The sequence below is a fragment of the Micromonospora sp. B9E7 genome (assembly GCF_039871815.1).
Lineage (GTDB): Bacteria > Actinomycetota > Actinomycetes > Mycobacteriales > Micromonosporaceae > Micromonospora.
Genome location: NZ_JBDPLX010000033.1, coordinates 1 through 13,663, shown reverse-complemented (window position 1 = coordinate 13,663; position 13,663 = coordinate 1). Strand labels below are relative to the sequence as shown.

Annotated in this window: 11 protein-coding genes; 8 read left to right on the top strand and 3 right to left on the bottom strand. The window is 71.2% G+C overall.

Translation table 11 applies throughout. The features are described 5' to 3' along the window. From ABGB10_RS32000 to ABGB10_RS31970, 7 genes are read left to right on the top strand one after another with little or no spacing between them, the layout of a single operon-like run. Complete coding sequence (locus tag ABGB10_RS32000) at positions 1–900, top strand: type II secretion system F family protein (RefSeq protein WP_347664707.1); 900 nt, start codon at positions 1–3, stop codon at positions 898–900. Next, on the top strand, positions 900–1,769 hold the full coding sequence (locus ABGB10_RS31995) for a type II secretion system F family protein (RefSeq protein WP_347664741.1): 870 nt from the start codon (positions 900–902) through the stop codon (positions 1,767–1,769). The genes ABGB10_RS32000 and ABGB10_RS31995 overlap by 1 nt, the downstream gene beginning before the upstream one ends. A 25-nt stretch (positions 1,770–1,794) precedes the next feature. Next, complete coding sequence (locus ABGB10_RS31990) at positions 1,795–1,998, top strand: hypothetical protein (protein WP_347664706.1); 204 nt, start codon at positions 1,795–1,797, stop codon at positions 1,996–1,998. A 5-nt stretch (positions 1,999–2,003) separates the two neighbouring features. After that, the gene (locus tag ABGB10_RS31985) at positions 2,004–2,450 is read left to right on the top strand and encodes a TadE family protein (RefSeq protein WP_347664705.1); all 447 of its coding nucleotides are present in this window, start codon (positions 2,004–2,006) and stop codon (positions 2,448–2,450) included. Next, complete coding sequence (locus ABGB10_RS31980; RefSeq protein WP_347664704.1) at positions 2,447–2,914, top strand: TadE/TadG family type IV pilus assembly protein; 468 nt, start codon at positions 2,447–2,449, stop codon at positions 2,912–2,914. The genes ABGB10_RS31985 and ABGB10_RS31980 overlap by 4 nt, the downstream gene beginning before the upstream one ends. Continuing rightward, on the top strand, positions 2,911–3,360 hold the full coding sequence (locus ABGB10_RS31975; RefSeq protein ID WP_347664703.1) for a pilus assembly protein TadG-related protein: 450 nt from the start codon (positions 2,911–2,913) through the stop codon (positions 3,358–3,360). The genes ABGB10_RS31980 and ABGB10_RS31975 overlap by 4 nt, the downstream gene beginning before the upstream one ends. Before the next feature lie 14 nt (positions 3,361–3,374). Further along, positions 3,375–4,892 carry a LysM domain-containing protein gene (locus tag ABGB10_RS31970; RefSeq protein ID WP_347664702.1) on the top strand — a complete coding sequence of 506 codons (1,518 nt, stop codon included), beginning with the start codon at positions 3,375–3,377 and terminating at the stop codon, positions 4,890–4,892. Between the two features lie 94 nt (positions 4,893–4,986). On the opposite strand, the gene ABGB10_RS31965 is transcribed toward ABGB10_RS31970, so the two are convergent. Next, on the bottom strand, positions 4,987–5,841 hold the full coding sequence (locus ABGB10_RS31965; protein ID WP_347664701.1) for a DUF2231 domain-containing protein: 855 nt from the start codon (positions 5,839–5,841) through the stop codon (positions 4,987–4,989). Between the two features lie 163 nt (positions 5,842–6,004). Between ABGB10_RS31965 and ABGB10_RS31960 the strand changes: the two genes are divergently transcribed. After that, the gene (locus ABGB10_RS31960; protein WP_347664700.1) at positions 6,005–6,820 is read left to right on the top strand and encodes a crotonase/enoyl-CoA hydratase family protein; all 816 of its coding nucleotides are present in this window, start codon (positions 6,005–6,007) and stop codon (positions 6,818–6,820) included. Here the strand turns inward: ABGB10_RS31960 and ABGB10_RS31955 are convergent. Then, a complete protein-coding gene (locus tag ABGB10_RS31955) occupies positions 6,807–10,490 on the bottom strand; it encodes a discoidin domain-containing protein (RefSeq protein ID WP_347664699.1) in 3,684 nt (1,227 codons plus the stop codon). The two genes, ABGB10_RS31960 and ABGB10_RS31955, sit on opposite strands and share 14 nt — an antisense overlap. A 183-nt stretch (positions 10,491–10,673) precedes the next feature. Then, positions 10,674–13,541, bottom strand: coding sequence for a discoidin domain-containing protein (locus ABGB10_RS31950; RefSeq protein ID WP_347664698.1), 2,868 nt, complete (start codon positions 13,539–13,541; stop codon positions 10,674–10,676). Positions 13,542–13,663: the final 122 nt, after the last annotated feature.

Sequence of the window (13,663 nt, the reverse complement as noted above, 5' to 3'; positions counted from 1 at the left end):
ATGGGCAGCCTGGAACTGATCGCCGTGGTCTCCGGGGCCGCCTGCGTGGCGGGGCTGCTGCTGGCCGTGGTGGCGTTGGTCGGCACCCGTCGACCTCCCGGCGCGCCCCCAGGCGGCGGGTCCGGCTTCGGTCGGCTGTGGCGCGGACCCGGCAGCACGCCGGCCGAGCAGCGGTCCTACCAGGCGCTGCTGGTCGCCGCGCTGGTCGCGGGCGCGTTGGCGTTCCTGCTGACCGGGCTGCCGGTGGTGGGTCTCCTGGTGGCGGTCGCGGTGCCCGGCACCCCGTGGCTGTTCGGTGTGGGCAAGGCCGAACAGCGGGCGATCGCCCGGATCGAGGCGGTCGGCGAGTGGACCCGCCGACTCAAGGACGTGTCCGGCACCGGGCAGGGCCTCCAACAGTCGATCATCGGCACGATCGGCAGTGTGCCGCCCGGCATCGAGGACGAGGTGCGGCTGCTCGCCGCCCGTCTACAGGCCGGCTGGATGGCCCGCTCCGCGCTGTTGGCGTTCGCCGACGAGATCGCCGACCCGGTCTGCGACCAGGTGGTCGCGGCGTTGATCCTGCACCTCTCGGACCGGGGTGAGCGGCTGGGTGACGTGCTTGGTTCGATCGCCGGCGCGGCGTCGGCGGAGGTGGCCACCCGCCGGGAGATCGAGGCCAAGCGCACCCAGCCCCGGTTCGCGGTCCGCTTCCTCACCGGAATGACCCTGGCGACCCTCGCGTACGGGCTGATCAACACCGAGTACATCAGGCCGTACGGCACGCCTGTCGGTCAGGTGGTGATGGCCGTCCTCGGTGCCGCCTTCATCGGCCTGCTGGCCTGGGTGCGGTCGATGAGCCAGCCGCAGCGGCCGGCCCGGTTCCTCCCGGCGCCCGATCCGAGCGAGGTGATCGCATGATGGTCAACTGGCAGTTGGTCACGGCGGTCTGTGGCGGTGCCGGCGTCGGGTTGGGCGTGTTCCTGGTGATCCGGGAGCTGGTACCGGCGACTCCGGCGCTCGGGCCGGCGCTGCGCCGGCTGCACCAGCCGCCGGGCACCGGCCAGATCGCCACGCCCGCCTCCCGCCGGCTGGACTGGTTGAGCGGGTTCTCCCGCTGGCTGCGGCCACCCCACCGGCAGCTCGCCCTGATCGGTCAGACCTCCGAGCAGTACGCGCTGTCGGTGCTGCTCTCAGCCCTGATCGGGCTGGCCACGCCCACCCTGCTCGGGGTGATGCTGTTGCTGCTCGGCGTCTCGTTTCCGTTCGTCGTACCGGTGCTCGGCAGCCTCGGCCTGGCGCTGCTGGGCGCTCTGCTGGCACATCGTGCCGTGCTGACCAAGGCCGACGCCGCCCGCGACGAGTTCCGCCAGGCCGTCTGCATCTACCTGGATCTGGTGGCGTTGCAACTCTCGGCGGCGCACGGCCCGGTGCAGTCGCTGGAACGGGCTGCGGCGGTCTGCGACGGCTGGGTGTTCGACCGGCTCCAGGAGTCGCTGCGGATGGCCCAGATGCAGATGCACGCGCCCTGGGACGAGCTACGCGACCTCGCCGACAAGATCGGCATCCCGGAGCTGGGCGACGTCGGCGCGATCATGCGCTCCTCCGGCAGTGAGGGCGCGCAGGTGCACGAGACCCTGCGCAGCCGGGCCGACTCCCTACGCGACCAGATCCGCACCGACAACCTCGCTCGCGCCGAGGCGGTGACCAGCAAGCTCGACATCCCGGGCGCGCTGCTCGTCTTCGTGCTGCTCGGCTTCGTCCTCTATCCGTTCGTCGCCCGTCTGTGACCCTGTCCACCTGGAGGAGAACGCCATGCCCATCTTCAGCTACCTGCACGTCGTGTTGACGACGCGCCTGGCCGAGCTGCGCCGCGACGGCGAGCGCGGCGACAGCCCGGTGCCCACAGCGGTGATCATCGCCGGCCTGGTCGTGGTCGCCATGGCCGTCACCGCGCTGGCCCTGACCAAGGCGGAGGACTGGATGGACAACATCCCGGACTACACGGAGCCGGAGTAACCGGGATGCGCCGAGCCGTGTTCGCAAGGTGGCACCGGGCGGTCGACGCCGCCCGGCGCCACCTCGCGGCCGGCGACCGGGATCGGGGTGCCAACCCGGTGGAGCTGGCCGTGATGATGCCGCTGATCCTGGTGCTGCTCTTCGCCTCGATCCAGATCGCGGCCGTCTTCCTCGCCCGCTCGACCGCGTTGAACGCCGCGCAGGGCGGCGTCAACGCCCAGCGGTCCTACCAGGCGGCGGATGGCGCCGGGGTGGCCAGCGCCACCCAGTTCCTGGAGGCCGCCGGCGGCTGGCTGGTGGGCTGGAACGCACCCGGCCCGAACTGCGTGATCATCGACGACGTCGAGGTGACCTGCACGGTGAGCGGCCGGTCCCTGTCGGTGGTACCGGGGGTGGACTTCGCGATTCAGCAGACCGCCCACGGGACGGTGGAGAGGGTGACGCCGCCGTGAACCGCACCGCCGAGCGCGGCTCGGTCTCCATCGAGGTGGCGGTGCTCGCGCCCGCGTTCATCGCGCTGATGGTGTTGGCCGGCGTGGTCGGGCGTACCGCGCTCGCCGCGGAGGCGGTCGAGGCCGCCGTTCACGACGCAGCCCGTGCCGCCTCGATCTCGCGGGACGCGGAAACCGCGAAGACCGCGGCACGGGAGGCCGCCGAGCAGCAGCTCGACTGGCACGGCCTGGCCTGCGCGAACGACCTGAACCCCACGTTCACCGGTTCGGTGGCCGGCACGGCGACCAGCTTCGACAGCGCCTTCGGCAGCACGGTCGGCGAGGACGCCACGGTGTCGGTGCAGATCGTCTGCCTGGTGTCGTTCGACGACATCTCGCTCGGCATCCTGCCCGGGATGCCCGGCGGGAAGCAGATCACCGCGAACTTCACCTCGCCCCTGGACCGCTACCGGAGCCGGCAATGACCGCCACCACGCCGGCACCCGACCACTCGCACTCGGGTGAACACGGCCGGGTGAGCATCTTCCTCGCGGTGACGATGATCGGAGTGCTGGCCATCATCGGCCTCTCCTTCGACGTCGCCGGGCAGCTCCGCACCCTGCAGCGCGCCCAGAACCTGGCCGCCGAGGCGGCTCGGGCCGGCGGTCAGGCCATCGACCGGGCCACCGCCATCGAGGGCGGACCGAAGCGGATCGACCAGCAGGAGGCGGCCGTGGCGGTCGCCAACTACCTGGACGCCGTCGACACCGCCGGTCACAGCGTGAGCTTCCCCGAGGTCGGGGGGGAAACCCAGATCCGGGTGACCGTCACCATCACCTACCACCGCTCGATGCTCGGGCCTTTCGTCCACGACAAGACCGTCACCGTCACCGGTGAGGCGACCGCGAGTGCCATCACCACAGCACCGTAGGAAGGAAGGCAGCCATGTCCGCATCGGGTGGGTCCGTCGTACGACGGACCGGACGGATCCTCACCGGCATCGGCGCGCTGGCCGTGCTCCTCGTACTGCTGGTCGGCGCGCCGATCGCGTTGCTGGCCTTCGCAGGTAATCCCCTGCCCGACCACCTTCCCACCCTCAGCGAGGTGGGCACCGCCCTGACCAGCCGGGACGACGGTCAGCTCTTCCTACGCGCACTGGCCGTGGCCGGCTGGTTCGGCTGGGCCACGTTCGCCTTCTCCGTCCTCGTCGAGTTGGGCGCACAGACCCTGCGCCGGCCGGCACCGAAGTTGCCCGGAATGGGACGCCAGCAGAAGGCCGCCGCCGCGCTGGTCGGCTCGGTCGCGCTGATCCTGATCGCCAGCCCGGCCGCCGCCAGCGCCGCGGCGATCTACGGCCCTCCGGCGTACCCGGGTCCGGGCGCACCGACGGTGGCCACCCTGGCCGCGCCGGCCCGCTCTGGCGCGACACCCGACACGGCAGCCCCGCTGGCCCGCGGCGGGCCACTCGGGTTGGCCGGGACGGAGTTGGCCGCACCCGGCGGCCCGTCGACGAGCGGCGAGGCCGCGCCGGTGTACCGGGTGGCGCGGGGCGACTACCTCGGTGAGGTGGCCGAGCGTTATCTGGACGAGTTCGGTGACTACCGACAGATCGCCAAGCTGAACAAGCTCGACGACCCGGATCGGATCCGCCCCGGCCAACTGCTCCGACTCCCGACGGAGGCCGCCGACCAGGGGGCCCGGCAGCATGCAGGTGGCCGCCTGGTCGGCCGGCCCGCGGCGCCGAAACCGCCCGCGCCCCGGCCGGCACCCGAGCGGGCCGCCCCGGAGCGGGTGGACCCGGCACCACCCAGCGGTACGGGGTCAGCGGGCCAACCACCCGCGATGACGGTCGGCGCAGCCCGGGCCGGTGCGGCCGACCGGGTGAACCGGCCGCTGGCGGTCTCCGCCGTCCTGGCCGTGGCGAGCATTGTCGGTGCCCAGATCGGCGCGGTCCTGGGTTTGCGTCGACGCCCGGCCACGGCCGGGGCGGCTCCCCGGTTGGCCGCGTCCTCCCGCAAGCCCCGAGGCAGCACCGGCAGCCTGGGCCGGACCACCAGCAGCGCGGCGCGGAGCACCGGCGCGAACCGGCGGACCACCGGTGGAGCGGCTGGAAGCGGTGCGGCCTGGGCTGCCAGCCGGGCAGCCGCAGCCATCGAAGCTCCGGCACCACCCACCGGTCGGATGGCGACGAGCGACAACGGCACCGCCCCGAGCGACAGCGGCAGACCACCCGCCGGCAGCGGGATGGCTCCCCCCGGTAGCACGGCGTTTCCCGGCGGAGGGATGGCTCTCTCCGGTGGCGCGGCACCCCACGGCGGCACGGCGGGGCCCTCTGGCGCACCGGGTTGGGGCGGTGACGACGGCTGGGCTGGTGATGGTGCCGAGGGTGGGCTGTTCAGTGGAGGGCACGGCCTGGATTCCGTACCGGACGGGCCGCCGGTCGGCCGCCATCGGCGCAGCTGATCCAGGCCGGGCCGGGAATGATCCGGACCGGCGAGCCGGCCGGGGCAGAGCAGCACCACCGCCAAGGCGCGGAGCGTCAGGCCGGAGACCGCCGTCAGGGCAGGCGGGTCTGGAGCACGCCATTTTGGATCCGGGTGGGCAGGATCTGCTGGTCGTTGCCGGACGGCCCCTGCATGACCTCGCCGCCGTTGAGCCGGAACGCGCTGCCGTGCCACGGGCAGACCACGCAGGCGTGGCCGTCGATCTCCTGCACCTCGCCCTCGCCGAGAGGCCCGCTCTGGTGCGGGCAGCGCTCCAACATCACGGTCACCTCGTCACCGTGCCGGTAGAGGATCACGGAGATGTCGTCGTCCACCTCTCGGGTGATCAGGGTGCGCTGCGGCAGCGTCGCCATGTCGACGAGCGAGTGCCAGCCGTCGGTCATCCGGCGCAGCTCGGAGATGCTCTGGTTGACCTGCGCCCCCTGCTTGTACGCGAGATGACCCCCGATGTACGCCCCGAGGCTGACGGTGGAGAGCCCGAGAAAGCCGAGGGCTCGACCGACGCCGTGCCGGCCGGACAGTCGCGCGGCCAACGAGCCGGCGTAGAGCGTCACGCCGACGGTGTTGGCGGCGGCGTGCACCAAGCCGACGCGGCGCTGGTCCCGGGCGAGTGCCGCCCAGTCGTTCAGCCCGGCGACCGCCGCCGGCACCGCGCTGACGGTGCCCAGGCCCACCAGCATCGTCGCGGGCCGCCGTTGCCCGGGCATCAGGTCCAGGACGGCGGCGCTGATCCACGCGCCGACCGGCACCTGCACCATCGCCGGGTGCAGTGGGTGCCCGATGGTGACCCCGTGCAGCAGGTCCCGCAGCCGCCGCGGACGCAGCGTGCTGAGGACGATTCGCTGCAACCGGTCACCGGTCCGGTCCAGCCTGGATGCCTGCTCAACCTTCGTCAAAAGTGCTCGCACCCGTACCGACTTCCCGGCGAAGGGTGTCGCAAACCGGTCGCGGGCGACAAAACTGTCACTCAGCGCGATCTCGCAGTTGCAGGGCCCGACACCCACCTGAACGACCGGTCATGCAAGATCGACCAGGATTGTGGGGGCCGGGCGGCGCGGGCATGCTGAGTCGATGAGTGTGCGGGTGGAGCGTTCCGGGCCGGTGACGACGGTCGTGCTGGATCGGGCGGCGGCTCGGAACGCCGTCGACGGGCCGACCGCCCGGGCGCTGGCCGACGCCTTCCGTGCCTTCGAGGCCGACCCGGACGCGTCGGTGGCCGTGCTCTGGGGTGCCGGCGGCACGTTCTGCGCCGGGGCCGACCTGAAGGCGATCGGCACCCCGAGTGGCAACCGGGTGGAGCCGGAGGGGGACGGGCCGATGGGTCCGACCCGGATGGCGCTCAGCAAACCGGTGATCGCGGCGATCGCCGGGTACGCGGTGGCGGGCGGGCTCGAGTTGGCGCTCTGGTGCGACCTGCGGGTCGCCGAGTCCGACGCGACGCTCGGCGTGTTCTGCCGCCGGTGGGGAGTGCCGCTGATCGACGGTGGCACCGTCCGGCTGCCCCGGTTGATCGGCGAGAGCCGGGCGATGGACCTGATCCTCACCGGCCGCCCGGTGCCGGCCGACGAGGCGTACACGATGGGGTTGGTCAATCGGGTGGTGCCACCCGGCCGGGCACGGACGGCGGCCGAGGAGTTGGCGGCGACGATCGCCCGGCACCCGCAGACCTGCCTGCGCAACGATCGGGCGGCGATGCTGACCTCGGCCGGGCGGCCTGAGACGGAGGCGCTGGCGACCGAGTTGGCGTACGGGATGGACTCGCTGGCCACCGACGCGGCGGCCGGTGCGGCCCGGTTCGCCGCGGGCGAGGGCCGGCACGGCGCGACGCCGCCGGGAGGGGTGAACCTCCCGGCGGCGCCCGGTGCGAGCCAGCTCAGTTGCGGTTGATGGTGAAGGTCGAGGTGGGGTTCTGGATGTCCACCGCGTTGTTGCTCAACCGCAGGTTGTTGAAGGTGACCGACCCGACGGCCGGCCCCTGCCCGGCCTCCGGCATGGGGTTGGCCCAGATGGCGAAGCCGGACTTCGCGTCGTAGGCGTCACCGCTCTTGCGCGCCCCGCTGATCGAGACGTTCGTGAAGACCGTGTCGGTGATCGGGTTCTGCGGTTGCCCACCGACGTAGTTGGTCTGGAACATGATGCCGCTGTAGGTCGGATCGACGATGTCGACGTCGCTGACCCGGATGCCCTGGAACACCTTCGAGGCCGAGAAGACCCAGATCGCCGGGAAGGTCTGCCCACCCCAGAAGTGCCCACCGGCCCGCACGATCGAGATGTTCTCGAACCGGGTCGGCGGGTTGGCACCGAAGCCGTTCATCGGGTAGCCGAAGTCCAGCGAGCTGATGGTGATGCCCGAGTAGACCAGGGTGTCCGCGATGTAGATGTTGCGGAACGTGTTGCCGTAGCCGCCGTAGACGGCCACGCCTGCGGCCCGCCAGGTGAGGGTCGAGGTCAGGTTCTCGTAGATGTTGTCCTTCATGTCGGCGCCGCCCGCGTCGATCGCCGAGAACAGCGCGAAGCTGTCGTCGCCGGTGGCCCGGGCGTCGTTGTTGCTGACCAGGTTGTTGGTGCTCCCGTTGGTCATGTTGATGCCGTCGGCGAACATGTTCCGGATCCGGGAGTTCTTGATCGTCATGTAGTCGGTGTTCGCGCCCCAGTAGAGGCACACCATGTGCTCGTTCCAGATGTTGTCGATCACGATGTTCGACACGTTGGAGAAGTCGAACACCTTGCCCGGGCCGTCGATCCGCGAGGTGTAGTTACCGAAGTACGCGAAGTTCTTGAACGACGAGTTCGCCGCCGACGCCTCAGCCCGGAAGCCGATGTCGGTGTTGTCCTGGCCCGACGGGGCATTGAACCGGGTGTACCAGGGACCGGCGCCGGTCACCTGGACCGCCTTGCCGTACACCTGGAACTTCGACGAGGTGGAGTAGTTGCCGGCGGGCAGATAGACCCCCACCAGGTTGCCGGTGGTGTCCATCCGCACCCGGTCCAGGGCGTTCTGCACGTCCTGGTGGGTGAAGCCGGTCGGCGTGGTGTAGCGGGACGGGTCCGGGTTGGCGATCGGCGACACCTGCTCGGTGTTGATGAAGTCGATCGCGTACGTGGTGGTGTTGGCCGGGTCCTTCTGGAGGCGGATCTTGCTGCCGGCCGGGACGGTGGAGTTGAGCATGACGTTGGCTTCGTCGTAGATGTGCCGGGGTCCGCCCGCGCTCGGTGAGTTGCCCGGGCTGGCCTCGTTGCCGTAGAGCCAGGCGTACCGGGACGTCAGGTCGATGGCCTTGTGGAACGTGCCGTCGACGTAGACGTTCAGCGTCGAGTTGATGCCGCCGCCGCCCGGTGCGTCCGGGATGGAGAAGCGGGTGACCAGCGTGTTGGTGCTGGCCCGGGTGGTGAACTCGACGTAGCTGCCGGTCGAGTTGAGGGTCACCGCCCGCCGACCGGACGCCTCACCGGCCAGGTCGCCGATCTCCCGGTTCGGCCCGACGACGCTGGCGCCGCCGCCGACCGCGCCGTCCTCGGCCTCGTACATGTCGTACGGCATGTTGGCGCCGCGACCGACGAAGAGCGGGCGGTCGCTGGTGTTGTTGGCCTGCTTGACCGGTAGCTCGTTGGCGTCGGCGGCGAGCACCACCCGGACGGTGTACTTGCCGTTCGCGGCGGTCCACGTGCCCAGGTTGATCGGGCCGACCGTGGCGCCGGCGTTGATCACGCCGGAGTACGAGCCGGTCAGCGTACGGACCACGGTGCCGGACTCGTTGAGGACGGTGAGCGTGATGCCGTGCGCCCCGGACGCGGACGCCACACTGCCGGCGTTGCGCACCGACACCGAGAAGGTGACCGTGTTGCCGGCCGACGGGTTGCCCGGCGACCAGGCCACCGAAGAGGCGACCAGGTCTGACGTGGCGACCGGGCTGACCACCAGCGGGCTGGGGTTGGAGTAGCTGTTGTTGGTGTCGTCCTGCTCGACGACGGTGTTCGACTCGTCGACCTTCGCGCTGAGCGGGTAGCTGCCGGAGTCGCGGGTGCCGATGCTGGCGCTGACCGTGGTCGAGGCGCCGGCCGCGAGGCCGCCGACCGACGCGGTGCCGACCCTGGTGGAGCCCAGGTAGAAGTTGACGTTCGTCGCGCCGGAGGCCGCCGAGCCGGCGTTGCGTACGGTCGCGGAGAGGGTGATGGTGCTGGTCTCCACGGGTGCGGACGGGCTGATCGACATGCCGGTCACGGTCAGGTCCGGGTTCGGCGCCGGGGTGCCGAAGACCTGGAACTCGGCCACCTGCCCGGCCGGAGCGCCGGTGTTCGAGGCGATCGAGAGCCGCACGTCGGCCGCCGCGCCGCTGACCGGGATGGTCACCGTGTTGCCGCTGCCCGGGTTGAAGCCGTAGTTCGCCGCGCCGACCAGGGTGGTGAAGCTCGACGAGCCCTGGTCCCGGCCGAGCACTGCGATGTTCTGCGTACGCGCGCCCCAGGCCGAGTCCGGGTTCAGCTTGAGCACGATCTGGCTGAGGCTGGCGTTCGCGCCGAGCTGCACGGTCAGCGTGCTCGGGTTGCCGTTGCCCTCCCAGTAGGTGGCCACGTTGTTGTCGTTGGCGTTGGTGGCCACGAACGTGTGCACGTACCCGGAGGCGGTGATCGGCTTGCCGATCGCCAGGTTGGAACCGGTCGGGTTGCCGGTGCCGGTCCGGGTCACGGTGTTGCTGTTCGCCGACTGGTTGCCGGCCGCGTCCTTGGCCCGGACGTGGTACGAGACGGTGGCGCTGTCCGCCTGGCTGTCGGTGTACACGAGCGTCGAGCCGTTGACGCTGCCGCGCAGCGCGCCGTTGGCGTAGACGTCGTAGCCGGTCACCCCGACGTTGTCGGTGGATGCCGACCAGGTGAGCCGGATCTGCCCGCTGGCCGGCTGGGTGTACGCCAGGTTGCCGGGAACGCTCGGGGCCTGCGTGTCGGTGCTGCCGGTGCCGCCGTACACCTCGACCTCGGAGAACTGCGCGGCCGGCCAGCCGGTGTTGCCGGTGACCTGCACCCGCACGTAGCGGGTGCTGGCGGCGGTGAAGCTGACCGTCGCGGTGTTGCCGCTGCTCGGGTTGAAGGTGTAGCCGGCGGACGCCTTCAGGGTGGTGAAGGACGAGCCGTTGGTCGAGCCGAGCACCGACAGTGTCTGGGTACGGGTCTGCCAGTCCGACGACGGTGGCAGCTTGAGCACCACCCGGTCCACGTTGACCGTGGCGCCGAGGTCCGCCTGGATCCACTGCGGGAACGCGTTGTTGGCGCTCTCCCAGTAGGTCGAGGCGTTGCCGTCGTTGGCGTTGCCCGCCACGTAGTTCTGGTTGTAGCTGCTGGCGGTCATGGTCGCGGAGAGCCCGGCGAGCATGGCCATCCGCGCGGCGGCGGCGGCCGGGTCGACCGCCGGTGCCGCGCTCGCCGCGGGGATGACGACCGGGGCGGTCGCGAGGAGCATCCCGGCGAGCACGCTGGCGAGCAGCCGTCGGTGGCTCGTGCGGGGGACGGGATTGGGCGCGCCGGGCGGCGGCGTGCCTCGTCTGGTGCCGTCTCTGAACATGGGTCGCTACACCTCTTTCGGGGGTGGGTGTGGGGTGCGTTGCCCGGCGACGGGTGCAGGGGTACGCCCGTCGTTCCGCGACAGGTGGGGGACGGTGCGGGTTGGGGGACGGGGTGGGCGGCCGACGCCGCGTTGCGCCGGACCGGACCGGTGGCCCCGCCCGGTCCGGGCGGGGCCGCCGGCCTAGCTGGAATAGACCTCGAACTCGCTGAGCTGGCCGGCCGGCCAGCCGCTGTTGCCGGTGACGGTGAGCCGCAGGTACCGCTGGTTGGTCGCTGTGAAGGTCACGGTGGCCGTGTTGCCGCTGGCCGGGTTGAAGGTGTAGCCGGCGGACGCCTTCAGGGTGGTGAACGTCGAGCCGTTGGTGGAGCCGAGCACCGCCAACGTCTGCGTACGCGTCTGCCAGGCCGACGACGGTGGGAGCTTCAGCACGACCCGGGACACCGATCGGTCGGCGCCCAGGTCCACCGTCAGCGACTGCGGGAAGGCGTTGTTGGCGCTCTCCCAGTAGGTGTTCGGGTTGCTGTCCACCGTGTTGGCGGCGACGTACACGTCGGAGTGGCTGGTCTCGGTGACCGATCGCCCGGCCGCCAGGTTGCCGCTGGGCGGCGGGGTCGTGGGTGGCGGGGTGGTCGGCGGTGGCGTGGTCGGCGGTGGCGTGGTGGTCGTGCCGCCGTACACCTCGACCTCGGAGAGTTGCGCTGCCGGCCAGCCGGTGTTGCCGGTGACGGTGACCCGGATGTAGCGGCGGTCACCGGAGGGCAACCCGATCGACACGGCGTTGCCCGTGCCGGGGTCGAAGACCCGGCCGGCGGACCCGGCGAGGGTGGCGTACGACGAGCCGTCGGTGGAGCCGAGCACCGACAACGTCTGGGTACGGCTTCCCCAGCCGGCGGGCAGCTTGAGCACCACCCGGTCGACCGATCGGACCGCGCCGAGGTCGACGGTGATCGACTGCGGGAACGCGTTGTTGGCGCTCTCCCAGTAGCTGGCCGCGTTGCCGTCCACCGCATTGCCCGCCGTGTAGCTCTGGTTGGTGCTGGTCGCGGTCGTCGACCGGTTCAGTGCCAGGTTCCCGCTGGTGGGAGGCGGCGTGGTCGGGGGCGGGGTGGTGGGAGGCGGGGTGGTCGGCGGCGGCGAGGTGGGTCCTCCGCCCCACTGCGGGTTCGGCCACGGGCCGCAGTACGGGGTCGGGGTGTACCAGCCGGAGTTGCCCGACCCCTGGGTGATCTGGAAGCCGGCGCCGACGCAGTTGTGGATCGGGTTGCTCTGCGCGATGTTGGTGGCCCGCACGTTGGTGAACGACACCTGGCTGTTCGCCTGCACCTGGAGCGCGTACGTGCCGGCGCCGTCGATCCGCACGTTGTCGAGGTTGATCCCGTTGGTCTGGCCCTCGATCCAGTGCAGCGCCGCGTACGAGCTGTCCAGGATGTCGGTGTCGGTGATGTTGATGGTGGGGTTCTGGAACGCCTCGTTGAGGGCGGAGAACCAGATCGCGCCGACACCGAAGTTCCAGTTGTAGTCCGAGTTGCCGTTGCGGATCAGGGTGTTCCGGGCGATCGTCCAGGTGCCCTGGACACCGGTGGCGCCCTGCACACCGGGGTAGCGGTTCGCGACGTGGATGCCGCCGCCGTTGGTCAGCGAGTCGGCCGTCACGTTGTCGGTGATGGTGATGTCCCGACCGCCGTAGCTGACCAGGTGGTTCGCCAGCAGGGTCACGCCGATGGTGTTGTGGGTGAAGGAGTTGTTGACGTTCGGCACGCTCTGCGCCCACATCGCCAACGCGTCGTCGCCGGTGTTGCGGACGAAGGTGTTGGTCACCGTCGAGTTGGTCACGCCGGTGTGGAAGTTCACCCCGTCCGCGGTCTGGTCCAGGATCCGGGTGTTGCGGATGGTGAAGTTGTCCATCGGGCCGTCCATCCACGCCCCGACCTTGGTGTTCTCCAACCACAGGTTGTCGACCACCGAGTTCGTCATCGCCCCGCCCAGCGCGTTGACCTGGTCGTCGTCGACCCGCTCCCGGATGTCGCCGATGATGGCGAAGTCCCGCAGGGTGACGTTGCGGCTCGGCCCGTTCGCCTCGTGTGCGCGGACCGGGCCGGTGTAGCCACCACCGGGGACGTACTTGCCGTAGATGCCGACGGACCTGTTCCGCTCGGTGGGGTGCCGGCCGCCGAGCACCGAGTACCAGGGTCCGGCGCCGCGCAGGGTCACCCCGTCGACCACCACGTGGTCCCAGAGGGTGAAGGTCCCGGTGGGAATCCAGACCGCCCGGCCCTGGGCCTTACCGGCGTCGACCGCCGCCTGGAACCTGGCGGTCGAGTCGGTCGCGCCGCTCGGGTCGGCGCCGAAGTCGGTGACCACGTCGATGACACCGGAGGGCTTCGTGATCGCCGGGGCGACCAGCTCGAAGTCGGCCAGGTCGATGGTGAACGTGGGCGACTGCGCGGTGGAGGAGACCTGGAAACGGATCTTCGTGCCGGCCGGCTGGGTGCTGCCGAACATCGCCCGGGTCTCGTCGTAGAAGTGGTGCGGGTTGGTGTCGCCCGGGTTGTTGTTGAACGGGTATCCGCCGTAGTACCAGCCGTACCTCGACGTCACCGGGACCGACTTCAGCAGCGACCCGTTGGCCCGCAGGTCGATGGCGGCGTCCCGGCCGGTGCCGGACGGGCTGTCCGGCAGGCTGTACCGGAAGGTGACCGCGTTGGCCGGGGCGGTGAGGGTGAACTCGACGTACTCGCCGACGGCGTCGAGGGTGACCGCCTCCCGGCCGGACGCCTCGGACGGCAGCGTGCCGTAGCGCCGGTCCGGGCCGATCTTCGTGCCGTTGTGGGCGGTCTCCTCCGCCTCCTGCTCGACGAACGGCACGGTCGCGCCCCGGTTGGGGATGTCGAAGGGGGACAGCCCGGCCGCCGAGGCCGGGGTCGCGGTGCCGGTGACCGCGAGAGCGGTCAACGAGGTGGCGGCGAGCAGGGCGGCGGCAATGGCGGCCAACCCTGCCCGGGTCGGGTGTCGAAGGTGGTGCGGGGTGCCGGTGGTGTGGTTGGCCATGAGCTGCGCTCTCCCTTTCGTCAGGCAGGCCAGATCCCCCCGTGTCGGTGCGGCGCGTCCCCCTCGTTCCTCCTTCCTTCCGTTCGGGTGGCGTGGGGGGGGGGGGCGGGGGGGGGGGGGCG

What these genes read in the sequence shown, in the direction of transcription:
- ABGB10_RS31955 (WP_347664699.1), bottom strand. Translation starts at nt 10,490, where the DNA reads ATGTTCAGAGACGGCACCAGACGAGGCACGCCGCCGCCCGGCGCGCCC.
- ABGB10_RS31990 (WP_347664706.1), top strand. Translation starts at nt 1,795, where the DNA reads ATGCCCATCTTCAGCTACCTGCACGTCGTGTTGACGACGCGCCTGGCC.
- ABGB10_RS31995 (WP_347664741.1), top strand. Translation starts at nt 900, where the DNA reads ATGGTCAACTGGCAGTTGGTCACGGCGGTCTGTGGCGGTGCCGGCGTC.
- ABGB10_RS31960 (WP_347664700.1), top strand. Translation starts at nt 6,005, where the DNA reads ATGAGTGTGCGGGTGGAGCGTTCCGGGCCGGTGACGACGGTCGTGCTG.
- ABGB10_RS32000 (WP_347664707.1), top strand. Translation starts at nt 1, where the DNA reads ATGGGCAGCCTGGAACTGATCGCCGTGGTCTCCGGGGCCGCCTGCGTG.
- ABGB10_RS31985 (WP_347664705.1), top strand. Translation starts at nt 2,004, where the DNA reads ATGCGCCGAGCCGTGTTCGCAAGGTGGCACCGGGCGGTCGACGCCGCC.
- ABGB10_RS31970 (WP_347664702.1), top strand. Translation starts at nt 3,375, where the DNA reads ATGTCCGCATCGGGTGGGTCCGTCGTACGACGGACCGGACGGATCCTC.
- ABGB10_RS31950 (WP_347664698.1), bottom strand. Translation starts at nt 13,541, where the DNA reads ATGGCCAACCACACCACCGGCACCCCGCACCACCTTCGACACCCGACC.
- ABGB10_RS31975 (WP_347664703.1), top strand. Translation starts at nt 2,911, where the DNA reads ATGACCGCCACCACGCCGGCACCCGACCACTCGCACTCGGGTGAACAC.